We start from the raw sequence: 24,851 nt of genomic DNA on the forward strand, positions 1-24,851 counted from the left end.
TCTAAACGTTATGAGCATTGAAATCACAACCCTGCCCGGGGGTCTCCGGGTTGTTACCGATTCAATTCCGTCCATGGATTCCGTGGCGATCGGCGTTTGGGCCGCCGTTGGCACACGCCACGAAGATATGGTCCATAACGGCGTCGCTCACATGGTCGAACATATGATGTTCAAGGGCACCAAAACCCGCACCGCCGCCCAAATCGCCGAAGCGATCGAGGATGTCGGCGGCAATGTCAATGCGTACACCAGCCGCGACATCACCGCATATCACGTTCATCTGTTAAAGGATCATACGCCGCTGGCGATGGATATTCTGTCCGACATTCTGCAACACACCACCATGCCGGATGATGAGGTTGAGCGCGAACGCGATGTCATCCTGCAGGAAATCGGGATGAGCAACGACACGCCCGACGATCTGGTGTTCGATCTGTATCAGGAAACGGCCTACCCCGATCAGGCGCTCGGCGCGCCCATTCTGGGCCGCAACGATATTATTGCAAACATGCAGCGCGATACGTTGCAGGGCTACGTCAATCGCTGCTACACGCCGAAAAATCTGGTGCTGTCCGCCGCGGGCAATATTACGCATGACGCCTTGGTCAAAATGGCAATGGAGCGTTTCAACGCCCTGCCCAAGGACCAAAACATCACAACCAAGCCCGCCAATTATACAGGCGGACAAAGCCGCGCGGAGAAGGATCTGGAACAAAGCCATATCGTTATGGGGTTCCAGGGCATTTCCCGCCATGACGAGGATTATTACGCCGCCGTGGCCCTGTCCACCATTCTGGGCGGCGGCATGTCATCACGGCTGTTCCAGGAAGTGCGCGAAAAACGCGGATTGGTGTATTCCGTGTTCAGCTTCCACAGCTCCTACGCCGATGATGGCCAGTTTGCCGTGTATGCAGGCACCGGCCCGGAACGTCTGGGTGAATTGATCCCGGTCGTCTGCGATGAATTGAAAAAAATTGCCAATGACGTGGTCAGCGACGCCGAATTGAAACGGGCCAAAACCCAGATGAAATCCGGATTGCTGATGGCGCGCGAATCCATGATGACCCGTGCCGGGCAACAGGCCAAACACCTGATCTATTTCGACAAGAAACTGGATGTCGCTGAATTGCTGCACAAGATCGATGCTGTGACGGGCGATGATATTTTGCGCTTGTCCCAGCGAATTTTTGCAACGGTTCCGACCGTGGCGGCGCTTGGACCGCTCCAGCAACTGGAATCCTATGAATCTTTACGCGCCCGCCTGCGCGCTTAAGGATTAACGAAGGGGGGCCGCATGAACATTGCCAATTTACTGCGCCCCGCGGCCCCTTCTGCACGATCCATTTCTTTATCACTGAGTGGTGAACGTGTTGTTATCCGCACGCCCGAGCGGCGTGACATGGACCAGTGGATTGCGGCGCGTACGCGCAACCGGTCCTATCTTCAGCCGTATGAACCCAAATGGCCGGATGATGCGCTGACCTCAGCCGCTTTTAATAGACGCTTAGGCCGGCAGCAACGCGATATTCGCACCGGGCATGCGTGCCCATTTCTGATCATTCGGCTGGATAATCTGCAACTGATCGGGGCCATCAATCTGAACAATATTGTGCGCGGGGCCGCACAATATGCGTCGATGGGATATTGGCTGGATGAACAATCCCAAGGTCAGGGATATATGACCGAGGCCGCGATGCTGGCCCTTGGCCATGCGTTTGGCCCTTTAAAGCTGCACAGAATTAACGCCGGATGCGTGCCGCATAATGGCCGCAGCAAATCCCTGCTGACCCGACTTGGGTTTGAAGAAGAGGGATATGCAAAACGCTATCTGCAAATCAACGGTGAATGGCAGGACCACATCCTGTTCGGCCTGAGCATCGAAACCTGGAAAACCACACTGCCCGGATCAACATTGAATATTCCAGCTTGATTAAAACGGGCTTTACGCATCGCCCCATTTCTGCATACAATAAGCAACAGAATGCGGATTGGCTCGAAAAACGATCCGCGCTCGCCACGGCGATGAGAATCAGGATCAGACTCACGCCTCTATTGTATTCTCGGGCGTAGTTATACCCGCATCCTCATACAACGATGACGGGATCTTTCAAAAACCCATCAAACCTTTAAACCGCGATTGCGGTTTAAAAAACTATTTATACTGATCCAATGCGCCCACAATTTTTATTGATTCTGGCCTGTGGCTGTTTCGCTTTCGCTGAAACCGCGCTCGCCGCCTGCGCAAACCCCGCTGGCATCGGGGGCGATATTGTGTGGAACAGCACAACAAACACGCCCGCTTATTGCGACAATTATGTGTGGATTGGCTTCCCCAAGGGAAACATGGTCACCCCCACATGCACCGCGCCAGCCGGCGTGCAAGGCCAGATCATGTACAATTCAACCAGCCATGTTTTGCAATATTGCGACGGCACGGCATGGTATGCCGCCGGCGCGCCGGGTGATGGTGGTGCGGGATGCACGGGCCCGGTGGGCACCGCCGGGGATCTTGTCTACAACACCACCCATAGCGCCCTGCAATATTGCGAAGGCGACCAGTGGATCAAGATTGGCCAAACCCCGCCCTGCGATTCAACGCCGATTGAATACACGACGCCGGGATCGGCAACCTACTCCGTTCCTTATAATTGCGAACAAATCACCATCCACGCCTATGGCGCGGGTGGTGGCGGCGCACTGAACAACGTATCGCGCGGCGCGGGCGGTGGTGGCGGGGCCAGTGCCGTTGTTCGCGTCAGTGATATCACACTCCTGGCCGTGGCCGGCGGCGGCGGTGGCGGTGGCGGAACCGAGGGTAAAAATTACAGCAATTCCCGCGGTGGTGGCGGCGGTTATGCGACAGCCACCGTGACCGTCACACCCGGCGCGAACTTCAGCGTCTTTGTCGGCGGCGGGGGAATCAGCCCCAATTTGGATACAGGCGGGAATGGCGGCATTACATCACCGTATAACGGTGGGCGTGGCGGCAACCGGCGGGCCAATGGCACCGCCGCAACCTATGGCGGCGCGGGCGGCGGCGGATCAGAAAATAACGGGGCGAACTCCACATGGGGTGGCGCGGGCGGACGGGGCGATGACGGCGGATCGTGCGGATCATCCACCAATGGCGGCGCATGCAGCAACCAGCATGGCGGCGGCGGCGGCGGATACAGCATCAGTGGTGGAACTGTCATTTTGGGCGGCAATGGTGGCGCGGGTGGCGGCTTGGCCGCGAATGGCGGACCGGGCAACGGCGTTCAGGGCGGAACAGCAGGGGCAGGCAAAATCGTGATTATTCCGGGCGACGCGCCGTAGGCACGCCCTCTAAGCGCGTCCCGCAGCACCCGACAACATCGCCGGGTTGACACCCATGCGCTGAATCGCGTTTTCCCATTTGCGCGCGGCATCAACACCGAACACCAAATCGGCGGAAGCATCGGTGATCAGCCAGGCATTATCCTGAATTTCCTGTTCCAATTGGCCCGGCGACCACCCGGCATATCCCAGCACGAACAGCATTTGTTCCGGCCCGCGCCCCTGAACAATTTCGCGCAGGGCATCCAGCGTACCGGTGACATGAATATCGCTTTTCACACGCACGGTATCCTTCTGCGCGAAATCGGCGGAGTGCAGAACGAACCCGCGCCCGGATTCCACCGGACCGCCGCTCAACACTTGCAGGCTGTAGAGAATATCTTCATCCACATCATCATTGGCGACGTTGAGCTGGGCAACCAATTCGGAAAACTCCACACCCGGCAGCGGGTTGTTGATGACCAGACCCATGGAACCCTTGTCATCATGCGCGCACATGAAAATCACCGCTTTTTGAAAGCGGGAATCGCCCATATTGGGCATCGCCAGCAACAATTTACCGACCAGAAATGTATCCGTCATGGATACGTCCGAAGAATCCGTCATGTGTTTATTCCATTCGCCTTAATACAAACCACCCGTTCCCGTCGTCACCGATTGCGGACGTGATCCGCCACTGGTTTCCGGCTGTGGGCCATAGGGCTGGGTAGGATAAAATTGTTGTTCATCCACCACAACGCCCGGCACGCTGCCATCAGGCATCGGCTGGGTATAGGGGGAAAGAAGATCGCTGTCACTTTGCCACGGCTGATCCGCCGCCGTGCCCTCATAAGGCAGATCGCGCTGGAAGCTGGACATCACGGAAATGCCATTGCCGTCCAGAATATAAATTTTATCGGTCGGTTCCGTTCCGGCCAGGAACGCTTCCCAAATGGTTTTCTTGTCGCCGGGACGGGCGCGCGCGCCGGTTTCGGCGTTGATCAAAACTTGGCGGATGCCGGGCGGAATACGGAACGGGGTGGCGGGTTGGTCCTTCAACGCGCCCTCCATAAAGTCTTTAAAGACCGGCACGGCCGCCGATGCACCCGTTTCCCGGGCGCCCAGTGATTTCGGTTCGTCGTAACCGATATACACACCCACGGCCAAGTCGGGCGAGAACCCAACAAACCATGCATCTTTGGAATCGTTAGTCGTGCCGGTTTTGCCGGCCAGCGGAATATCCAGCGCGCGGATTTTCGCCGCCGTCCCGCGTTGCACGACACCTTCCAGAATGGACACCATCTGGTATGCCGTGCGCGGGTCGTTGATTTGTTCGCGGGTATCGGGAACCACGGGCGCATCCTGCACCGCCCATTCGATCAGCGGCCCGCACCCGCCGCATTGGCGCGTGTCATCGCTGTAAATCGTTTTACCGCGGCGATCCTGAATTCGGTCGATAAAAGTTGGGGTAATTTTTTTCCCGCCATTCACCAGCATGGCATAGGCCGCGGTCATATCCAGCACAGTTGTTTCCTGCGCCCCCAGCGAATTGGCCAGGTTGGTTTTCATCTTGTCAAAAATACCGAATTTTTCGGCGTAGGTCGCAACCTTGTCCATGCCGATATAATCGGCCAGACGCACCGTCATCAGGTTTCGGGATTTTTCAACACCGACACGAATCGGGGTTGGGCCGTAATATTCGTTGGAATAGTTGGTCGGACGCCATTTCGGCAGACCCGGCCCCTGATCAATCACCAGCGGCGCATCCAGAACCAGCGTGGACGGTGTAAAACCACTATCCAACGCGGCCAGATAGATAAACGGCTTGAACGCCGAACCCGGCTGGCGTTGCGCCTGTGTCGCGCGGTTGAAGGAGCTGTTGTCAAAATGCCATCCACCCTGCATCGCCAGCACACGGCCCGTATGCGGGTCCATGGCAATCAACGCGCCATTCACTTTCGGCACCTGACGCAGGTGGATGGTTTTTTTCTCTTTCCCCTCTTCGTTTTTGTCCGTGACGGTTTCAACCATCACCACATCACCCACGATCAGCGGTTTGGATGACGTCCATTTGACATCGTCTGCGTTCAGGGCACCGCGCGTGCCTGAGGCCAGGCCAATTTTCACCGCATCCGTCGATGCCTCGGTCACAATCGCCAGATCCCAGTGGCGCAACATGCCCTCTGGACGTGGCACAATCGCCAAACGGTCGGCCCAGTTATCAATCGAATCCAGATGCAACACCGGTCCGCGCCAGCCGCGGCGGCGGTCAAACGCCATCAATCCGTCGCGCAATGATTTTTCAGCAATCGCCTGCAATGTCGGGTTCACCGACGTCCGCACAGCCAAGCCCCCTTCATACAACGCATCCTTGCCATAGCGGGCTTCCAGCTCACGCCGGACTTCTTCAGCAAAATATGGAGCACGCACGATGTCACCGGCCCCGCGTTCAACCACGGTCAGCGGCTTGGCCTTGGCAATATCGGCCTGGGCTTCGTCCACATATCCATTGACGACCATGCGATCAATCACCCAGTTGCGGCGTTCAATCGCTGCATCGTAATGGCGCGTCGGGCTGTAGTTGTTCGGCCCCTTCGGCAAGGCAGCCAGATACGCGGCCTCTTCAATGCTCAACTCAGACAAAGATTTGTTGAAATAGTTGAGCGCCGCAGCCGCCACACCGTAAGACCGCTGGCCCAAGAAAATTTCGTTGAGATAAAGCTCCAGCAGGCGATCCTTGCTCATCGCCTTTTCCATGCGGAAAGCCAAAATGGCTTCGCGGATTTTACGCTCGTAACTCACCTCGTTGGTCAGCAGAAAGTTTTTTGCGACCTGTTGCGTGATGGTTGATGCCCCCTGTGGCCGCCCCCCGTTCTTGAAGTTGGTCACAACGGCACGCGCAATCGCAATCGGGTCTACACCCTGGTGCGTGTAAAAATTCTGGTCTTCCGCCGCGATGAAGGCGTTTTTGACCAGGTCGGGCATGGAATCAATCGGAACGAAAATGCGCTTTTCAGCGGCATACTCCTCCATCAGCCGCCCATCACCCGCATAAATGCGCGTGGTCACCGGCGGATTATAGTCTTTCAATGCGCTGTAATCGGGCAAATCCCGGCTGTAGGTGCTGATCACCACGACGACAACAGCCACCCCGGCGATCAAGCCGAGCATGCCAAGGGAGAACAACGCCAGAATCGAATAATAGAGCCATTTCATGCCTCTTTTATCGCACAGGAATCGGGCAGGATAAAGGCCACAAAGGGCGTGTTTATCGCAAAAGGATTACGGGTTTGGCACCAGCCGCAATAACCGCCCATCCGACGAATCGGTCAGCAGGTAAACGGCACCATCCGGCCCGACCCGCACATCGCGGATTCGCTCACCAAGATCTTTCAGATAGGTATCCTGCCGCCCGATTCGCTCACCATCCACCGCCAGCACGCGCAGGGATTCCCCAGCCAGCGCACCAACCAGCAAATGGCCCCGCCATGCCGGGAACAAGTCCCCGTCATAAAACGCCATGCCACTGGGCGCGATGGAGGGCGTCCAGTGCATCAACGGCTGTTCCATGCCCGGCGCGGCCGTGCGATCGGTAATTTTAAACCCGGTATAATCAATGCCGTAGGTGATTTCCGGCCAACCGTAATTGCGGCCCGGCTTGATGATATTCACCTCATCCCCGCCACGCGGCCCGTGTTCATGCTCAAAAATCACGCCTGTGCCCGGCTGCAGGGCCAAGCCCTGCACGTTGCGATGACCATAGGAATAGATTTCCGGTCTGGCGTAATCCTGTTTCACAAACGGATTGTCGTCCGGCACGTTTCCATCGCGGTCAATCCGGATGATCGCACCAAGGTGATTGCCCTTGTTCTGGGCCTCACGCATGTCATAGCGTTCACCCAATGACAGCAACAATGTGTTATCCGGCAAGAATAATAATTTCCCGCCGAAATGCTGCTCTGATCCCGATTTCGGCGCAGCGCGGAACAGGATTTTTGTTTCCACCAGCATCGCATCAGTCAAGGACAGGCGCGCCCGCGCAACCTCTGTGCCAAACCCACCCTTGCCCTGCCCGGCATACGCGATATAGACGCGATTATTCTTGGTAAATTCGGGGTCCAGTGCGATATCAAACAACCCCGCCTGCCCGCGTGCCACAACGCGCGGAACGCCTTTAATCTCGGTGCGGGTTTGGCCATCACGGGCCACACGCCACAATGTTCCCCCTCGCTCGGTAATCAGAAAATCGCCATCTGGCAAAAACGCCAAAGACCAGGGATGGTCGAAATCATCCGCCACCGTTTCAACGGTAAACGGATCATCATCCGCATGCACGATACCAGGGCAAAGGATCAGGGCCATCAATGAGATCAATAAAATGCGCATAAGACCAATCATGGGAATAATATAGGGCGGTTAAAACGACACTTCCATTGTGACCATCTTTGCGGCAGGATCAACCCGCAAGGATGGCACACATGGAACCACAACATATTCCCGCAACCGATTTGATCGACATGGGCGCATGGGCGGCCCGTGACGGCCTGCCGTTGCGGGTGGATCTGGTCTATGCGCAAATCAACCATCCGGAAAATATTTTTGGCCGGGCGCTGTACCGCGAAACGGCGCGATTCTGGCTGCACCGCGATTTTGCCGCGATTGTCGCCGATGCCGCCAAAATCGCCTATGCCCAGCGCGAATGGATTTTCATTTTGAAGGACGGCCTGCGCCCGGTTGAGGCGCAAGCGATGATGCAGGACACCGCCATCGTGAAGGCCAACCCGCAATGGCTGGTCGAACCACGCCTGCTGTCCCCGCCCGGCATGGGCGGGCATCCGCGCGCCATGGCGGTGGATATTACGCCGTGCGATGATAATGGTGTTTTAATCGACATGGGCACGGTGTTCGACCATTTGACCACCAACCCCGCCGATAATCCGGCTGCCCGCGCCAACACCAATTTGCCCGCGCATGTTCTGGATAACCGCAAATTTCTGGAAGAGTGCATGATGATGGCGGCGGCGCGTCACAACAAACCGATGTTGCCCCTGCCCGCCGAATGGTGGGATTTCAGATTCCCGAAAACCTACACCGACGCCTACGCCCCCATTCACGACCGCGACTTGCCGGATGATATGAAGATGGTGGCAACTTAAAAGACGTTACGCCGCCTTGCCGATACCGCTTTGAATCGGCCCTTCGGCCCGGCCGTGGATGAACTGGTCCACATACGGGTTGCCGGAATTGTCCAGTTGCTCCACCGGACCGGTCCAGATGATGCGGCCTTCGTGAATCATGGCGACATCGTCGGCGATTTTGCGGACGCTGGCCATATCATGCGTGATGGACAAGGCAGTGGCACCCAGTTCCTTCACCGATTTCACGATCAGGTTATTGATGACATCGGCCATGATCGGGTCCAGACCCGTGGTCGGCTCATCAAAGAAAATGATTTCCGGGGATGTTGCAATGGCACGGGCCAGGCCGACACGTTTTTGCATCCCGCCCGACAATTCCGCCGGAACCAGATGGCCGGTGGCTTCATCAAGGCCCACGGCGATTAGTTTTTCAACGGCAATCTCATACGCCTTGTGGCGGTCCATGCCACGGCCATGGATCAGGCCGAAGGCCACATTTTCCCAGACCTTGAGCGAGTCGAAAAGCGCCGCGCCCTGAAACAACATGCCGAATTTGCGCATGACCTCATCACGCCCTGCGGAATCCAACCCCACAGATTCGCGGCCATCAATCAGAATGGACCCGGAATCCGGACGGATAATGCCCAGCACGCATTTCAGCATGACGGATTTGCCCGTCCCCGACCCGCCGATAATCACCATCGACCGGCCCGTCTGAACGTTCAGATCCACGCCCTGCAAAACGCGTTTGGAGCCAAAGGATTTATAGACATTCGACAGATGCAGCTTCGTCGTTCCGGTCATGAGAAAAACACCTGCGTCAGGAGATAGTTGAAAATCAGGATCAGGATAGACGCCGACACAACCGCATTCGTGGTGGCCGCGCCAACACCCTGGGCCCCACGTCCGGAATTGTAACCGTGATAGCACCCCATCACCGCCACGATCAGACCGAACACAGCCGCCTTGATCAAACCGGAAATCACGTCGATATTTTCGACGACATCCCATGTTTGCGACAAATACCGACCCGGATTAAAGCCCAGATTATAAATGCTGACGATATAGCCGCCGAACACGCCGACAATATCCCCCAGCAGAACCAGGCACGGCAACATCAACGTACCGGCTAGTACGCGCGGCGCGATCAGATATTTGAATGGATTGACGGACAAGGTGGTCAGCGCATCAATCTGTTCGGTGACGCGCATCGTACCAATTTCGGCGGCAATCGCCGCGCCCACGCGGCCCGCCACCATCAGACCGGCCAGCACCGGGGCCAGTTCGCGCGTCATCGACAAAACGACGACGCCGGCAATCGCCCCTTCGGCGTTAAAGCGGGTGAAGCCGGTATAGGATTGCAGCGCCAGCACCATGCCCGTAAACAACGCCGTCATACCGACGACAGGCAGAGAGTAATAGCCAATGTCGATCAGCTGGCGCAAAACCAGACGCGGAAAATAGGGCGGCAGGAAAATATGCGCCACCGATTGGCCGACAAACAGGGACAAACGCCCCGCACCGCGGATCAGGCGCATAATCGTCCCGCCGATGGTTTCGCACGCATCCAGCAATTTTTCCGTGATGGGATGTTCGTGGATCTGTTTGTGCAGCGGGGGTTTGCTCGACCCCCCTCCTGAAATACCCGGCGTCTCGATCTTGGCTTCGCTGGTCATAATCACATTGTCCATCTGCTTTGAATACGGAAGTCTTCTTACCCGCAAATGCCCGAAAAATCCATTATTTTTCGGACGCTAAGCCCGCCTGAATCCCCGGATGGACATAGGTGCGGCGGTACCGCGCCCCAAGGCTGGTCAGGATTTCATAGCCAATGGTCCCCGCCTGGGCCGCCAGGTCATCCACGCCTTGCCCCGGACCAACCACATCCAGCATATCGCCAGGCTTCAGGCCCGGCACAGCACCCGCATCCACCGTGACCAGATCCATCGACACCCGCCCCAGAACCGGACAGGCCACGCCATTTGCATAAAGCACACCGCGACCGCTGAACGAGCGCAGGAACCCATCGGCATAGCCAAGCGCGACCGTGGCCACCCGCGTCGGGGCCTCCGCACGCCATGTGGCAGAATACCCGACACTGTCCCCGGCGGGAACGGTGCGGACCTGCAACACCGGCACCTGCAACCGAATGACCGGGGCCATCGGGTTGGCCGTCTCCGGCGTCGGGTTCAGGCCATAGGCCGCCATGCCGGGCCGGACCATATCCAGATGATAGGATTGCAGACGCATCGCGCCGGATGAATTGGCGATGGACCGCGGCACACCCGGGCAAGCCCGCCGGGCCACATCATCGAACAGGGTAAATTGCCGCGCCGTCATGGGATGATCGGCCTCATCGGCACAGGCGAAATGGCTCATCACCAGATGCAGGTTCAGCCCTGTCAGGCGCGTCGGGTCATCCAGAATCGCCGCACGGTCGGCGGCATCCAACCCCAAGCGGTTCATTCCCGAATCGATATGCAAAATGCAAGGCGCCCCAGCGGCAAAGCTGCGCCACGCGCTGACCTGCCCCAGATCGTTCAGCACCGGGGTCAGGCGATGCGCCCGGTAATCCTGCGCCGCGCCGGGATAAAGCCCGCCCAGAACCGCAATATTTTCCGCCCCCGGGAACAGACCGCGCAGCGTGACGCCCTCATCCGGCGTGGCGACAAAAAACGTTTTGACCCCACAGGCGCGCAAAGTTTGCGCCACAGGCACCAGCCCCAGCCCATAGGCATCGGCCTTCACCACACCGGCGACTGCACAATGCGGGCCGAGCACATCCTGAAAATGGCGGATATTGGCGGATATTGCATTTAAATCAATGGTCAGGCGACCGCCTGTTAACGGATCAGACATCATCATGGGCGATAATTTATCATAGTTTCCCGTTCGGGTCAGAGGCGTTTTGCGGTACCATAAATTATGATGAATCAGCGTAATTATAAAATTGCGAAATCCTCCCGCCTCCATGAACGTGGAAACGTCCTGTTTCTGATCCTGATTGCCGTCGCGTTGTTCGCCGCACTCAGCTTCGCCGTCGTCCAGACACGCGGCGGGGGCACAGATGCGAACAAGGAAAAAATTCAACTGGCCGCATCGCAACTGGCCCAGTATGGCGGCGATATCGAGGCCGCTATCCTGCGCATGCGCGTGGGCAAGGGTATGGGGCCGGATGTGATGAGCTTTGAAACACCGTTCCTGTCATCCGCCAATTACACCAATCCGAATTGCGCCGTGGATGATTGCAAAGTCTATATGCCCAAGGGCGGCGCCATTTCATACAACGCCCCGAACGATGAATGGCTGGATTGGGGCCAGCAATCCCAACCCCATTGGGGCGGATGGTTGTTTACCGGCGGATCATGCGTACCCGGTGTCGGGCTGGGCAACGATGCCACCTGTAACGGCGACGTTGATAATCTGGAGCTGATTGCCATTGTTCCCTACATCCAACGCGACGTCTGCATGGAAATTAACCGCAAGAAGGAAATTACATCCGGCGTCACGCCGCCGCCACAAGACCAAGGCAGCGCATGGATCAACAACCCCGAATTTTCCGGCACCTTCACCACGGGCGAAGCGATTGCGTCCGCAGGAGGAGAAATTTTTGGCCGTAACGAAGGCTGTTTCGAAGGGGGTGGCACCCCGGCATCGGGCACCTACCATTATTATAAGGTTCTGATTGAGCGATAGAAAAAACCCCCGCCAGTGCGGGGGTTTTTCTTATTCGTAATCCTGTGTCGGACCATGGAAATGATCCAGATTGGCAAAGCGGGTGAGGTTGCCGTCGAAGAACAACCGCACCGTTCCAATCGGGCCATGACGCTGTTTCGCGATAATGGTTTCGGCCACGTTATGGAGCTGCTCCATCCTCTGTTGCCATTCGATATGCTTATCGGTGCCGGGTTCGGGTTCGGCCCGGGACAGATAATATTCTTCGCGGTACACGAACATCACAACGTCCGAGTCCTGTTCAATCGATCCCGATTCACGCAGGTCGGACAATTGCGGGCGCTTGTCATCACGCTGTTCCACCGCACGGGAAAGCTGGGACAGCGCAATCACCGGAATATCCAGTTCCTTGGCAATCGCCTTCAGACCCCGGGTAATTTCCGACACTTCCAAAACGCGGTTTTCAGCGGATTGGCGCGAGCCAGAGCCCTGCAACAGCTGCAAATAGTCAATGACAATCAAACCCAGGCCGCTTTGGCGTTTCAAACGGCGCGCGCGCGTGCGCACAGCACCAATCGACAAAGCCGGCGTGTCATCAATATACAGCGGCACTTGCGACAGACGGTGCGATGCCTCGACAAAGCGACGGAAATCATTTTCGGTCAGTTTGCCCTTACGGATGGAGTCACCGGAAATTTCCGCCTGATCCGCCAGAATACGCGTTGCCAGCTGGTCGGATGACATTTCCAGAGAGAAGAACCCGACAACCGCCCCTTCCTTGCCGCCGGTTTGGGCATAACGGTTCGCCGCGTTAAACGCGATGTTGGTGGCCAGCGTGGTTTTCCCCATCGACGGGCGACCCGCAAGGATCAGCAAGTCGGAATTGTGCAGACCCCCCAGTTTTTCATCCAGATCGCGCAGCCCCGTGGTTACGCCCGTGACGTGACCATCGGTCTTATAGGCTTTGTCCGCAATTTCAATCGCGCGCGCGACCGAATCCTTCAGCGTCACAAACCCTTTCCGGCCATCACCGGATTCGGCCAGAATGAACAGGCGGTTTTCCGCCATCTCAATCGCCTTGGTCGCGTCGCGTTCGATTGTTTGTTCAAACGCATCATTCACCACATCCTCGCCCAGCGCGATCAGTTCGCGGCGCAAATGCAGATCATACAGATTGCGCGCATAATCCGTCGCGCTGATGACCGTAATCACCGCGCTGGCCAGATCAGCCAGATATTGCGTGCCACCAACGGATGACAGGTCAGAGTCGGTTTCAAAATACCCTTTCAGCGTCACCGGTGACGCTGTCTGACCGCGCTCAATCAAACGCTGGATCGCTTCGAAAATGCGTTGGTGCGCGGGATGGAAAAAATGTGCGGGCTTCAGAAAGTCGATGCGCTCCAGCACACGGTTATCGACCAGCAGTGCACCCAGCAATCCCTGCTCCGCCTCCAGGTTATGCGGCAGCGTGCGGTAATTCCGCTCCGCCGAAACCATCGGATCGTTGAGGGGAATATCATCCTTGCGGGCAAGGTTCGTGTTTGCTGTCGTGCTCATGGCGGCACTCTATTCAAAATCCCGCGCACACGCCACAAGCGCATCACACCCCCCATGTGAATTGCGGGGATAAGGGATGGTCGGAAACCCCCGGCAAAGAAGAAGCCCGCAGGCTGGTAGGACCTGCGGGCTTCCGTAATCAGCTATATCCCTTGGGGAGAAACAGCCGAACCTGTTGTTTTAGGCTCAGGCGGTTTCGCCTTCGTCGGCGGCTTCAACGGCATCATCCACATGTTTCGTGGATTTAGCGGCTTTCTTCGCGGCCTTTTTGTCAGCTTTGGCTGCGGCTTCTGCGGAACGCTCTTGCTCAACAGCAAGGGCTTCGTCATCCAGCAGAGCGGATTTTGCCGCTGCGTCTTCTGCCAGTTCAGCGGCACGGGCTTCAGCAGCCAGTTTCGCTTTACCGGTTTTGGCCTGGATTGCGGCTTCCTCTTCCGAACGTGCAACGTTGACCATCACGTCAACTTTCACTTCCGGGTGCAGGGAAACGCTGACCGGGGCCAGACCCAGGGATTTAAACGCGGTGTTCATGACAACCTGGCCACGGCTTACGGTGGCTTTCAATTGGTCGGCAATGGCTTCCGCGATGTCACGCGTGGTGACGGAACCGTACAAATGGCCACCTTCGGACGCCAGACGGATCAGAACGATCGTCTTGCCTTCCAGGGATTTTGCCACTTTCTGGGCGTCAGCGCGTTTTTCCGCGTTGCGTTTTTCCAGTTCAGCTTTTTGGGCTTCGAAATGGGCCACGTTATCCGGGGTCGCGCGCAGAGCTTTTTTCTGCGGGATCAGGTAATTGCGGGCATAACCCGGCCTTACCTTCACCAGAGAGCCCATTGCACCCAGGTTTTCAACGCGTTCCAGAAGGATCACTTCCATGTTCGCCATGATCTATACTCCTTCCACTCGATTACTGTTGGAACGAACGCGGAGCGCGTTCGCCACGGGGTTCACGATCGCCGCGATCGTTGCCGCGGAATTCACCGCCACCACGATATTCGCCACGGCCTTCACCACGACCTTCCGGACGCGGACCGCGCGGGGCGCTGTCCATTTCCTGACGGACATACGGCATCAGAGCCATGAAACGGGCACGTTTAATAGCGCGAGCCAGTTCACGTTGCTTCTTCTGCGATACGGCCGTGATACGGCTCGGCATGATTTTGCCGCGCTCGGAAATGTAACGGCCCAGCGTGCGCACGTCTTTCCAGTCGATTGCCGGAGCATTCGGACCAGAGAACGGGCACGTCTTGCGACGACGGAAGAACGGACGGCGGCCAGCCGGGCCACCAGCGGATTTTTGCATCTCTTCAGACATTATGCGGCTTCCTTGTCAAAATCGTTATCGTTGGAACGATCGCCGCCCAGAATGGCCGACGGGCCCTTGGACAGTTCGTCCAGACGAACGCTGATGTGGCGCAGAACGTCTTCGTTCAGGCGCATGTTACGCTCCATCTCCAGCAGTGCCGGAGCCGGGGTGTCCAGTTCCATCAGAACATAATGACCTTTGCGGTTTTTCTTGATGCGGTAAGCCAGCGTGCGCAGGCCCCAGCTTTCGGTTTTCACAACCTTGCCACCGTTTTTGGTGATCAGGTCGGAAAATTGTTTGGTCAGGTCTTCGACTTGCGTCGCGCTCAGATCCTGCCGTGCAATAAACACGGTTTCATAGAAAGGCATACTCGTTTCTCCTCTCGGGTTTCAGAAATCCAGGCCAGACAACCGGCCTAGGTTCCATCAGCCAACACCACCATGGTGCTGGCGAGGTTCTTTTAAAGAACGGGGGCACTATACGGATCCCGGCCCCTGAATCAAGGAAATTCCGGCGTTTTATTGGAAAAAAGCGATTCCCACCCCCATTCCGCCTACACCCCGGCCATTCCCCCGAAAAATTCCCGCGCCCCGCCCCCAAAAGCAACATCCCCGCACGGGGCGGGGATGCGAAAACTTAATGTTATGGAAATGTTATTCCGGTCGTAGGGCCCGGTAAGGATTTTGGCGCATACATAAAAACAGCCCCTGCAATTTCTCTCAGAGGGCTGTTTTTAAAATGCTTACTCACCTTGCTCAACACGTCGCCACCGCCCGCGCGGCTTCTCGTGTCTTTGCGGATCATTTTGTAATGAATATTGGTAATAGTTCGACAGCACGCCAACGCCAAATGCAGTGAACAAAGGAATAAAATAGAACGCCATCGGCAGCTGCAACAAGCCGACAAAAAACTGGAACCCCATCGGGGCAGGCACGCCCTTCTGTACACCGATCACATGACCAATAAAGCCCGCGATAAAACCGACAGCAAAAGAATACGCAAAACACCCCAGAAAAAGCCGCCAGGCCCCAACAAACGGCGTGCAGAGCAATCGCCAAACATATCCATCGGTACGGTCAAACGATTCCTTGAAAGACATATGCGAGCGGACAGCTTTGGCCGGGAAGTAAAAACAAAGTCTATACCCGCAATAAAGGACACCAAGAATCGCCGCGAGCGTCAAAAGCCCGACAGCAGGCCGCAACGACACAGCGGAGAAAAGCGCCGCTCCCAAAACCGTCGAAAAAACAACCAGCGCAAATCCCGCGACGACAAGCAACCACCCCATGCCGATAAAAGCCAGATCGCTTTTTTCAGGATGGAATGGGTCGACGGGCTTGGCACGCTCCGGCCCATGCAACAAAACACGATGCCAACCAATTATAAAACACGCACAGAAATAACCCGCGACCAGCGAACCAAAGACAAATTTCCCCTTTAACGCTGGCCACATCATATTCCCCAAGACATCAACCAGATCCAGCCCAATAATCCACGGCAAGATGGGCACTAGCAACGCCCAGAATTCCTGCTGATGGCCCTTGGTAAAGGCCCGCACATTGCGGCCCGTTTCAATGATCCCATAGGTTGGCTGAATACCCGGCATGACTCCCCCGTGAATGAATCTGTTAATTGCGCACAGATCAATGTTCAACCATAAGAGGTTTGCGAACAATCACGAACTTACGTGATGTGGGTGAAAGGCAGACGGGTGGGCCCATCAAAACGGCCACATCACCATCACCAGCCGCTGCCCCGGCACCGGTGGGCTGCCGTGGATCAGGGCTTGATCGGTATCGCGGCATTTTAACAGGAGCAAGTCGCCAGGTGCCGTGGCCTGGGCCAGCGGATCATTGGCGCGGACCGGGGTGGCTTCAATATCGCGTCCATTTTCACGCATCGTGCAATCGGGCCGCCACCAGGTGCCCGCCGCGCCGCGCAATGTGACCAGGCCGAGCAGATCCCCCTTATCCGTATGCCAGAAATTATTTTCAGAGGGCTGAAAGGCCATCAAGGATGTTCCGACACTGCCGCCATTCGGTTTGCACACGGCAGCAAAATGCCCGACCAGATCAATGATCGTGCGGGCCATGTCCATGCGCCCACCACTCCCTTCGGGAAAGCCGGCATCCTCCAGCGCGTAATCCAGCGCCAGCAAACGGCTTTCATCGCGCAATTGGTGGACCGGCCACGTGTAATTCAAAATTTCGCGGCGATAGTCGGACGTCCACCGGACATCCGGTGACAATTTGGAAATGTCGAGATCCATGAGATAGGAATTATTCGCCGCCGCGGCGGCCCCCCGCCACACCGCCAGATTCAAACGCGGGTCGCGGATCATGGCCAGCACGCCGGGATCATCGCCCAGCGCGGCCTGGCCAAAGTCTTCGCGGTAGGATCGGGCGGTGTTCACAGGTACATCCATCGGCAATGTCCTTATCAAAAGGTATGAACCGGGGATGACATTATGGCTATTTTCATATTTCGTCAAACTTTTACCCCTCCAAGCCAAGGCCCCCTTGCCCGACCGGGTCGTTCCCGGTAAAAAGGGCCGGAAATGTTAAGAAAACCAACCTTTTCAAGGATGCTCATCAATGACACGCGCTTTCGTTTTCCCCGGTCAGGGGTCGCAATTCCCGGGTATGGGCAAGGATCTGGCCGAGGCCTTTCCCGACGCCAAACTGGTGTTTGAAGAAGTCGACGACGCCCTGTCCCAGAAATTGTCGAAAATCATTTTCGAAGGGCCGGACTCCGACCTGAACCTGACCGAGAACACGCAGCCCGCATTAATGGCCGTGTCCATGGCGGTGATGGCGGTTCTGACCAAACAGGGCGGGATTGATTTGAAATCCGTCTGTTCCCACGTGGCGGGCCATTCACTGGGTGAATATTCCGCGTTGACCGCCGCGGGCGCTTTGAAGTTGTCTGATACTGCCCGCCTGCTGAAACTGCGTGGACAGTCGATGCAGAAGGCCGTGCCGGTTGGTCAGGGGGCCATGGCCGCCATTCTGGGATTGGAATTTGATGATGTGATGGCGATTGCATCGGAAGTGTCCGGCAACGAAGTCTGCGAGGCCGCCAACGATAACGCACCGGGACAAGTCGTCATTTCCGGCCACAAGGGCGCGGTGGAAGCCGCCATCGCCCTGGCCACCAGCCGTGGCGCAAAACGCGCATTGGCGTTGCCCGTATCCGCCCCGTTCCATTGCCGTTTGATGCAACCCGCCGCCGAGGCGATGCAGGCCGCGTTGGCCGAAACCACGGTCAACGCCCCGGTTGTTCCGGTCATTGCCAACGTCACCGCCAGTCCCGTGACCGACCCGGCGGAGATTACCCGCCTGTTGGTCGAGCAGATCACGGGCCGTGTGCGCTGGCGCGAATCGGTTCAATGGATGAAAGCCAATGGTGTCACCGAAGCCACCGAGATCGGCGCGGGCAAAGTTCTGGCCGGACTGATCAAACGGATTGAAGGCGACATTGCCTGCACATCGGTCGGCACGCCGGAGCAGGTTGAAGCCCTGATCACGCAACTGAAATAATCAAATAAACGCGCAATAAACACGCCCCCGGCGCGCCCGCATGGCCCGCCGGGGGCTTTTTTGTGCAAACAGATGGCTTACAAAAACCTTACAGGAGGGCACCGCTCAGGCAAAATAAATCAATAAAAATCAAGATGATAATTAACCTTGACTTCCCCCGCCCAGCACACAATCTTAGTTGCAACCGCTTGATAAAAGGCGGGGGCCACGAACGACTGCGTAACAATGGGGGTTACCCTGACACACCACCGGATCACACCGACGGGCATTGCCCGCCCTTGGGACGATGAGGAAATCATCGTCAGCAAAACCGACATCAAGGGGCGCATCATCTACGCCAACGATGTCTTTCAGCGTGTGTCCCTGCTGACACCGGATGAATTGATCGGCAAACCCCACAACATCATCCGCCACCCGCATATGCCGCGGTGCATTTTCAAACTCTTCTGGGATACGTTGCAGGCGAACAAGGAAATCTTCGCCTATGTCCTCAACATGGCCAGCAACGGCGACCATTACTGGGTCTTTGCCCACGTCACGCCCAGCTACGATAACAATATGAACGTGGTCGGATACCATTCCAACCGCCGCAAGCCCGATCCCGAAAAAATCGCCAAAATCGAGCCGATTTATAAGGCCTTGCTGGCGGAAGAAGCCAAACATTCCGGCCCGCGCGAAGCGCTGGACGCCGGAACCAAATTGCTGAACGAAACACTGGCCAAGGCGGGAATGTCCTATGATGAATTCATCTTCTCTCTCTAAGGCTTCAATACTGGCCATCCTGTCCGGTGTATCGGGTTTTGCCGCACTGGGGCTGTTGATCGCGGATCAGGATATTCCGGTCTACGTCCCCTATGCGTTGGCCGGAGCCAGCATTCTCAGCATCATCGGCACCGTTTTCTTTCAACGCAAAACCGCCGCCACGCTGGACCAATACAGCGCGGTTTTAAAAGATATTGCCAAAGGCAATTTTGAAACCCGCATCGTATCCGTCAAGGAACACGGCGTATTGGGACAGGTGGGCCATGACATCAACCATGTCGCCGACATCACCGACGCGTACATCCGCGAAGTCACAAATTCGATGCAGGCCGTCGGCGAAGGGCGGTATTACCGCCCGGTTCTGGAACGCGGCCTGCCCGGCATTTATCGCCGCAGCGCCAAGGCCGTGAACAATGTGGTCGCCGAAACCGAACGCCAAATCACGGCGTTCCGTGGATACGCGGACACGTTCGAGGGCAGCGTCAACGTGATCGTACAAAGTGTATCCAGCGCCGCAAAAGACGTTGAAAGCGCGTCCGAACGCATGCTGGGCATCACCGAAGCCACGACCACGCGCGCCATCGACACATCCAACGCCGCCACCGTCGCCGCCGAGAGCACACATATTGTCGCCGCCGCGGCCGAAGAACTCTCGGCCTCGATCAGCACGATCAATGCGAATGTCTCCGAATCTTCCTCCATCGCGGTACAGGCCGCCAGCGAGGCGGACAAGACGGACCGCCTGATCAACGCCCTGACCGATGCCGCGAAGAATGTCGGCACGATCATTGAATTGATCAACAATATCGCCAGCCAGACCAACCTGCTGGCCCTGAACGCCACGATCGAGGCCGCGCGTGCGGGTGAAGCGGGCAAAGGATTCGCCGTCGTTGCGCATGAGGTGAAAACACTGGCCGAACAAACCGCCCGGGCGACCGATGACATCACCAAACAAATCGGCACGATGCAGGAATTGACCGACGAAGCCGCCGCCGCCATCCGCGGGATCGGCCAGACCATTCACCGCATCAACGATATTTCATCCACCATCGCGTTGGGCATGGACGAACAGAACATCGCCACGCAGGAAATCGCCCGGTCGATCCAGCAGGCCTCGCAAAGCACCGAGAACGTCACCCGCAACGTCAGTGACGTACAGGGCATGGCCGCCGAAGGCAAGGAATCGTCCGCCCGCGTATTGGACATCGCCAAGACATTGTCCCGCGAATCCGACCGCCTGCAGGCGGATATCGCTGCCTTCCTGAAAACCGCACGGTCGATTTAATCTTCTCACCTTGCGGTTACCCATACGGGTTTTGTAGGCTGTTTTTCCACCTCAGCATTCCCGCGCAAGCGGGAATCCACGCGACCCATCCATTGGATCCCCGCTTGCGCGGGGATGCTGAAAGACGGGGGAATCCCCTATATTGACCCCCCCGCCCCAACCCCCTATTCTGCCCCTTCAATTTTTGAAGGGAAGGATACGATCATGTTTAATCTTTCAGGCAAATGCGCTCTGGTGACCGGGGCCACAGGTGGAATTGGCGGCGCGATTGCCCGCGCCATGCATGCCCAGGGCGCAACCGTCGGCATTTCTGGCCGGAACGAGGCCAAGCTGGCCGAGTTGGCCGCCGAATTGAAAGACCGCGTCCATGTCCTGCCCGCCGATCTGGGGGCCGAAGGTGGCGTGGATGCGCTGGTGAAAGCCGCCGAAGCCGCCATGGGCCAAATTGATATTCTGGTCAACAATGCCGGCCTGACCCGCGACAATTTGTCCCTGCGCATGAAACCGGAAGAATGGGACGAAGTGATTGCCGTCAACATGACCGCCACCTTCCGTCTGGCGCAGGCCGTTCAACGCGGCATGATGAAGCGCCGCAATGGCCGCATCATCAACGTCGCATCCGTCGTTGGCGTGATGGGCAACCCCGGCCAGTGCAACTATGTTGCCTCGAAAGCCGGCATGATCGGCTGGTCCAAAGCGATGGCACAGGAAATTGCCAGCCGCAACATCACCATCAACTGCATCGCCCCGGGCTTCATCGCCACGGCCATGACCGACGCATTGAACGATGACCAGAAAGCCACAATCAACGCGAAAATCCCGATGGGCCGCATGGGCAGCTCCGAGGACATCGCATCGGCAGCCGTATTCCTGGCCAGCGATGAAGCCGCGTACGTCACCGGCCAGACCATTCACGTGAATGGCGGCATGGTGATGATTTAATGGCCGCGTACGATCTGGTTATCTTTGATTGCGACGGCACGCTGGTCGACAGCGAGCTGGCCAATAATGCGGCGTTTTGCGATGAATTGGCGGCAGAAGGGCTAACGCAATACACGCTGGATTATGCGATGACCCATTTTGTCGGGTCATCGGTTCCGACATTGATGAAGCTGATCGCGGATGAAACCGGGCATGTGTTTCCGGATGATTTCCGCGACCGTTACATCCGCAATGTCAGCCGCCGCATCCCCACCGATATACGCCCCATTGAACACGCGTATGAAACAATCGAAATCGTCAGCAAGATCGTGCCCGTCTGTGTGGCATCCAACGGCGAGCGCATGAACGTGATTGATTGCGTGAAAGCCATCAACGCCATGGATGTGTTCTTCACCGAAGAAACCATTTTCACCAAGGATCAAGTCGAACACCCCAAACCGGCCCCGGATTTGTTCCTCTATGCCGCCGCGCAAATGGGCAATGTGCCGCCGGAACGGTGTCTGGTGATTGAAGATTCCAAATTCGGGGCCCGCGCGGGCGTGGCCGCCGGCATGGATGTGCTGGGCTTCACCGGGTCATCGCATGACAAATTGGGCCGCGCCGCCGAACTGTCCGCCGAACGCGTGATCGCCGTGATTGATGATTTGCGGGACATTCTGGATTACCTGCCCGACTAAAAAACAAACATGAAAAAAGGGCCCAACCGGGCCCTTTTTTAAATTCGTATCCGATTACATCGCCAGCGCGAAAGTCGGGCGGTTGACCATGACCGGAGAGCCCGGTTTCGGCGCATCCAGTTTCAGGTCGCCATTTGCAGCCGGGCCGAAATCCAGTTGGTTTTTCGACAATTTCGGCGCGGTATCTTCGATCACCTTGGCACCGCGTTTCAGCAGCTCTTCCGTGCCCTTATCAGAGGCCACGAAACCACCGATCGCACCGGCCAGACCGGGGGATTGTGCATACCCGTCAGTATCGCCATGGAACAGGTCCAGACGGCGCAGGTTTTCCTGCAGGTCCTCGATTTCGTATTTCTTCAGCGACTCAACGGTAATGCCGTTGGCGGACATATACGCCAGTGTGTTGCGAACATTCGCGGCCACTTCCTGACGGGAGGCTTCACCGGGGTTCAGTTCCAGATCCTTCAGGCGACGGGCCAGCCCTTCGGACTGCATTTTCGTCTGTGCCCAGGCTTGCGCCGAGAAGGTCATCAGATGCGGATTGTTGAACATGCTTTTCAGCAGGTTTTCACCGTCCATTGCACGATACTGGCCTTCGACCGTTTGGAATTCAGATCCGGTTTGCGCCTTGTCCAGTGCTTCGCCCTTATCGGCCAGCGCGCGGGTCGCAACAGATGCATTGTTCAGGAGAGAGCGTTTTTGCGCGGCGGTCAGAACACCACCTTCGCCACCGGCACGCACGGTGCTGCCCATGGAGAAATTGCCGCCTGCCGTTGCTTGATCACGTTTGCTCATAGCCATACACCCTTTATATAGAACGTTTCGTTCCTTGATTATGCGACATATTAACCAAATTCCACCCTATTTGTCTACAAATATCAGTTAAGACATTGATTTTCATTGGTTTTTATATTTTCCAGAATCTTAATTTGGGGCCCAAGATATAACGCCCATATAAATTGTTGATTTCGGCAGAGAGGATCACTACAGTCCCCCCCGAACTGACTTTAACTGAAACAACAATAAGGTAATAAGCGATGAGTGACATTGCTGAGCGCGTGAAGAAAATTGTAATCGACCATTTGGGCGTCGACGAAGCCAAAGTGGTTGAAGCAGCGAGCTTCATTGACGATCTGGGCGCAGACTCCCTCGACACTGTTGAGCTGGTCATGGCCTTCGAAGAAGAATTCAGCGTCGAAATCCCGGACGATGCCGCTGAGAAAATTCAGACGGTTGGTGACGCGATCAGCTTCATCAAGGAAAACTCCGCTGCCTAATTCCATGGCATGGTGTTTTTAACGCTATAAAGTTAAAGTCGCAGTCCCTTTTCATTAAAGGACTGCGCTTTTCTTTTCTGCTGATATGATAGCCTGCTTGAAAGAGGTTCGAAATGAGACGAGTTGTCGTAACAGGTATGGGCATGGTCTCCCCGCTGGGCGTGGGGGTCAAACGCAATTGGGATCGCATCACGAACAGTGAGAGCGGGATTCGCCGTATCGAGAAGATGGATGCGTCCGATCTGGCCTCGCAAATTGCGGGCGAAGTTCCGGTGACCACCGACGAAAACCCGACCGACGGTTCATTTAACGCCAATCTGTTCGTTCCGGTGAAGGAACAGAAGAAGATGGATACATTCATCATGTACGCCATCGCCGCGGCAGAAGAAGCCCTGAACGATGCCGACTGGCACCCAACCGCGGACGAAGACCAATACCGCACCGGCGTGATGATCGGGTCCGGCATTGGCGGTCTGCAATCCATTTATGAAACATCCACGACGCTGGCCGAAAAGGGCCCGCGCCGTCTGTCCCCGTTCTCCGTTCCCGCGATGTTGATCAATTTGGCCTCGGGTCACGTTTCGATCATGCACGGGCTGAAGGGGCCGAACCATTCCGTGGTCACCGCCTGCGCGTCCGGTACGCACGCCATTGGCGACGCCGCCCGTCTGATTATGTGGGGTGATGCCGATGTGATGGTCGCCGGTGGCGCCGAAGCGGGCGTGAACCGTCTGGGCGTGGCCAGCTTTGCCGCTGCACGCGCTTTGTCCACGGGCTATAACGACAACCCGACCGCCGCATCCCGTCCGTTTGACGAAGGCCGCGATGGTTTCGTCATCGCCGAAGGCGCAGGCATCGTTGTTCTGGAAGAATACGAGCACGCGAAAAAACGCGGTGCGAAAATCTATGGCGAAATCATCGGCTATGGCATGTCGGGCGATGCGTACCACATCACATCCCCGGCGGAAAACGGCGATGGCGGTTTCCGCGCGATGCAGGCGGCGTTGAAACGCGCCGAACTGAACCCGGGTGATATTGATTACATCAACGCCCACGGCACATCGACACCGCTGGGTGACGGTTTGGAATGCACGGCGGTCAAACGCCTGTTCGGCAACCATCTGGATACCCTGTCCATGTCATCCACCAAATCGGCCATCGGCCATTTGCTGGGCGCGGCGGGCGCGGTTGAGGCGATTTACACAATCAAGGCGATCGAGACCGGCATTCTGCCGCCGACGCTGAACCTTGAAAACGTATCTGAACCTTGCCAGGGCCTGGATCTGGTGCCGAAAGTGGCGAAGGAGAAGAAGGTCCGCACGGCCCTGTCCAACTCCTTCGGCTTTGGTGGCACCAATGCCAGCCTGATCATCCGGTCCGTGTAACAGGCGGCAGG

24 protein-coding genes and 1 pseudogene are annotated in these 24,851 nt (G+C 56.9%); 12 read left to right on the top strand and 13 right to left on the bottom strand.

What is annotated here, in order from left to right; genetic code table 11:
• Positions 1-10 precede the first annotated feature (10 nt).
• From MICA_RS10905 to MICA_RS10915, 3 genes are all read left to right on the top strand, one after another.
• Positions 11-1,273: a M16 family metallopeptidase gene (locus MICA_RS10905; RefSeq protein WP_014103817.1), complete on the top strand. Its 1,263-nt coding sequence runs from the start codon at positions 11-13 to the stop codon at positions 1,271-1,273.
• Between the two features lie 21 nt (positions 1,274-1,294).
• Positions 1,295-1,930, top strand: a complete 636-nt coding sequence (locus MICA_RS10910) for a GNAT family N-acetyltransferase (protein WP_014103818.1) — start codon at positions 1,295-1,297, stop codon at positions 1,928-1,930.
• Positions 1,931-2,169: 239 nt separating this feature from the next.
• Positions 2,170-3,315 carry a glycine-rich domain-containing protein gene (locus MICA_RS10915; protein WP_014103819.1) on the top strand — a complete coding sequence of 382 codons (1,146 nt, stop codon included), beginning with the start codon at positions 2,170-2,172 and terminating at the stop codon, positions 3,313-3,315.
• A 9-nt stretch (positions 3,316-3,324) separates the two neighbouring features.
• Here the strand turns inward: MICA_RS10915 and MICA_RS10920 are convergent, their stop codons facing one another.
• The 3 genes from MICA_RS10920 to MICA_RS10930 form a co-directional block, all read right to left on the bottom strand.
• Positions 3,325-3,921: a YqgE/AlgH family protein gene (locus MICA_RS10920; RefSeq protein ID WP_014103820.1), complete on the bottom strand. Its 597-nt coding sequence runs from the start codon at positions 3,919-3,921 to the stop codon at positions 3,325-3,327.
• Between the two features lie 18 nt (positions 3,922-3,939).
• Positions 3,940-6,510, bottom strand: a complete 2,571-nt coding sequence (locus MICA_RS10925; RefSeq protein WP_014103821.1) for a penicillin-binding protein 1A — start codon at positions 6,508-6,510, stop codon at positions 3,940-3,942.
• A gap of 66 nt (positions 6,511-6,576) precedes the next feature.
• On the bottom strand, positions 6,577-7,680 hold the full coding sequence (locus tag MICA_RS10930) for a PQQ-dependent sugar dehydrogenase (protein ID WP_014103822.1): 1,104 nt from the start codon (positions 7,678-7,680) through the stop codon (positions 6,577-6,579).
• 92 nt (positions 7,681-7,772) lie between these two features.
• Here MICA_RS10930 and MICA_RS10935 point away from each other — a divergent pair, with 92 nt between their 5' ends.
• On the top strand, positions 7,773-8,450 hold the full coding sequence (locus MICA_RS10935; RefSeq protein ID WP_014103823.1) for a M15 family metallopeptidase: 678 nt from the start codon (positions 7,773-7,775) through the stop codon (positions 8,448-8,450).
• Between the two features lie 6 nt (positions 8,451-8,456).
• Here MICA_RS10935 and MICA_RS10940 read toward each other — a convergent pair whose 3' ends face one another.
• The 3 genes from MICA_RS10940 to alr form a co-directional block, all read right to left on the bottom strand.
• The gene (locus MICA_RS10940) at positions 8,457-9,236 is read right to left on the bottom strand and encodes an ABC transporter ATP-binding protein (RefSeq protein WP_014103824.1); all 780 of its coding nucleotides are present in this window, start codon (positions 9,234-9,236) and stop codon (positions 8,457-8,459) included.
• A complete protein-coding gene (locus MICA_RS10945; protein WP_014103825.1) occupies positions 9,233-10,006 on the bottom strand; it encodes an MlaE family ABC transporter permease in 774 nt (257 codons plus the stop codon). The genes MICA_RS10940 and MICA_RS10945 overlap by 4 nt, the downstream gene beginning before the upstream one ends.
• Positions 10,007-10,172: 166 nt before the next feature.
• Positions 10,173-11,297 carry an alanine racemase gene (gene alr, locus MICA_RS10950; RefSeq protein WP_014103826.1) on the bottom strand — a complete coding sequence of 375 codons (1,125 nt, stop codon included), beginning with the start codon at positions 11,295-11,297 and terminating at the stop codon, positions 10,173-10,175.
• Between the two features lie 60 nt (positions 11,298-11,357).
• Here alr and MICA_RS10955 point away from each other — a divergent pair, with 60 nt between their 5' ends.
• Positions 11,358-12,128, top strand: a complete 771-nt coding sequence (locus tag MICA_RS10955; RefSeq protein ID WP_014103827.1) for a hypothetical protein — start codon at positions 11,358-11,360, stop codon at positions 12,126-12,128.
• Positions 12,129-12,158: 30 nt separating this feature from the next.
• Here the strand turns inward: MICA_RS10955 and MICA_RS10960 are convergent, their stop codons facing one another.
• The 6 genes and pseudogenes from MICA_RS10960 to MICA_RS10985 form a co-directional block, all read right to left on the bottom strand.
• On the bottom strand, positions 12,159-13,664 hold the full coding sequence (locus tag MICA_RS10960; RefSeq protein WP_014103828.1) for a replicative DNA helicase: 1,506 nt from the start codon (positions 13,662-13,664) through the stop codon (positions 12,159-12,161).
• Positions 13,665-13,850: 186 nt separating this feature from the next.
• Positions 13,851-14,552, bottom strand: a complete 702-nt coding sequence (gene rplI, locus MICA_RS10965) for a 50S ribosomal protein L9 (protein ID WP_014103829.1) — start codon at positions 14,550-14,552, stop codon at positions 13,851-13,853.
• A gap of 175 nt (positions 14,553-14,727) precedes the next feature.
• Positions 14,728-14,970 (bottom strand): annotated as a pseudogene (gene rpsR, locus MICA_RS12375) (30S ribosomal protein S18); the annotation flags it as partial.
• Positions 14,971-14,981: 11 nt separating this feature from the next.
• Complete coding sequence (rpsF, locus tag MICA_RS10975; protein ID WP_014103831.1) at positions 14,982-15,341, bottom strand: 30S ribosomal protein S6; 360 nt, start codon at positions 15,339-15,341, stop codon at positions 14,982-14,984.
• A gap of 374 nt (positions 15,342-15,715) precedes the next feature.
• Positions 15,716-16,627 carry a hypothetical protein gene (locus tag MICA_RS10980; protein ID WP_148260476.1) on the bottom strand — a complete coding sequence of 304 codons (912 nt, stop codon included), beginning with the start codon at positions 16,625-16,627 and terminating at the stop codon, positions 15,716-15,718.
• Positions 16,628-16,693: 66 nt separating this feature from the next.
• Positions 16,694-17,398: a DUF1826 domain-containing protein gene (locus MICA_RS10985; protein ID WP_014103834.1), complete on the bottom strand. Its 705-nt coding sequence runs from the start codon at positions 17,396-17,398 to the stop codon at positions 16,694-16,696.
• 169 nt (positions 17,399-17,567) lie between these two features.
• On the opposite strand from MICA_RS10985, the gene fabD reads away from it, so the two are divergent.
• From fabD to MICA_RS11010, 5 genes are all read left to right on the top strand, one after another.
• Positions 17,568-18,512, top strand: coding sequence for an ACP S-malonyltransferase (fabD, locus tag MICA_RS10990; protein WP_014103836.1), 945 nt, complete (start codon positions 17,568-17,570; stop codon positions 18,510-18,512).
• Positions 18,513-18,737: 225 nt separating this feature from the next.
• Entirely contained in the window at positions 18,738-19,274 is a 537-nt protein-coding gene (locus MICA_RS10995; protein WP_014103837.1) for a PAS domain-containing protein, read from the top strand.
• Complete coding sequence (locus tag MICA_RS11000; RefSeq protein WP_014103838.1) at positions 19,249-20,559, top strand: methyl-accepting chemotaxis protein; 1,311 nt, start codon at positions 19,249-19,251, stop codon at positions 20,557-20,559. The genes MICA_RS10995 and MICA_RS11000 overlap by 26 nt, the downstream gene beginning before the upstream one ends.
• Positions 20,560-20,763: 204 nt before the next feature.
• Positions 20,764-21,501 carry a 3-oxoacyl-[acyl-carrier-protein] reductase gene (fabG, locus tag MICA_RS11005; RefSeq protein ID WP_014103839.1) on the top strand — a complete coding sequence of 246 codons (738 nt, stop codon included), beginning with the start codon at positions 20,764-20,766 and terminating at the stop codon, positions 21,499-21,501.
• The gene (locus tag MICA_RS11010) at positions 21,501-22,178 is read left to right on the top strand and encodes an HAD family hydrolase (RefSeq protein ID WP_014103840.1); all 678 of its coding nucleotides are present in this window, start codon (positions 21,501-21,503) and stop codon (positions 22,176-22,178) included. Before fabG ends, MICA_RS11010 begins: the two co-directional genes overlap by 1 nt.
• Positions 22,179-22,232: 54 nt before the next feature.
• Here MICA_RS11010 and MICA_RS11015 read toward each other — a convergent pair whose 3' ends face one another.
• Complete coding sequence (locus MICA_RS11015) at positions 22,233-22,973, bottom strand: hypothetical protein (RefSeq protein WP_014103841.1); 741 nt, start codon at positions 22,971-22,973, stop codon at positions 22,233-22,235.
• A gap of 242 nt (positions 22,974-23,215) precedes the next feature.
• On the opposite strand from MICA_RS11015, the gene MICA_RS11020 reads away from it, so the two are divergent.
• Both MICA_RS11020 and fabF read left to right on the top strand, forming a co-directional pair.
• Positions 23,216-23,455 (top strand): acyl carrier protein, encoded by a 240-nt coding sequence (locus MICA_RS11020; protein ID WP_014103842.1) that lies wholly within the window; start codon positions 23,216-23,218, stop codon positions 23,453-23,455.
• Between the two features lie 113 nt (positions 23,456-23,568).
• Entirely contained in the window at positions 23,569-24,840 is a 1,272-nt protein-coding gene (fabF, locus tag MICA_RS11025) for a beta-ketoacyl-ACP synthase II (protein ID WP_041794088.1), read from the top strand.
• The last annotated feature ends 11 nt before the right edge of the window (positions 24,841-24,851 follow it).

This window comes from Micavibrio aeruginosavorus ARL-13, assembly GCF_000226315.1.
Classification (GTDB): Bacteria; Pseudomonadota; Alphaproteobacteria; order Micavibrionales; family Micavibrionaceae; genus Micavibrio; species Micavibrio aeruginosavorus_B.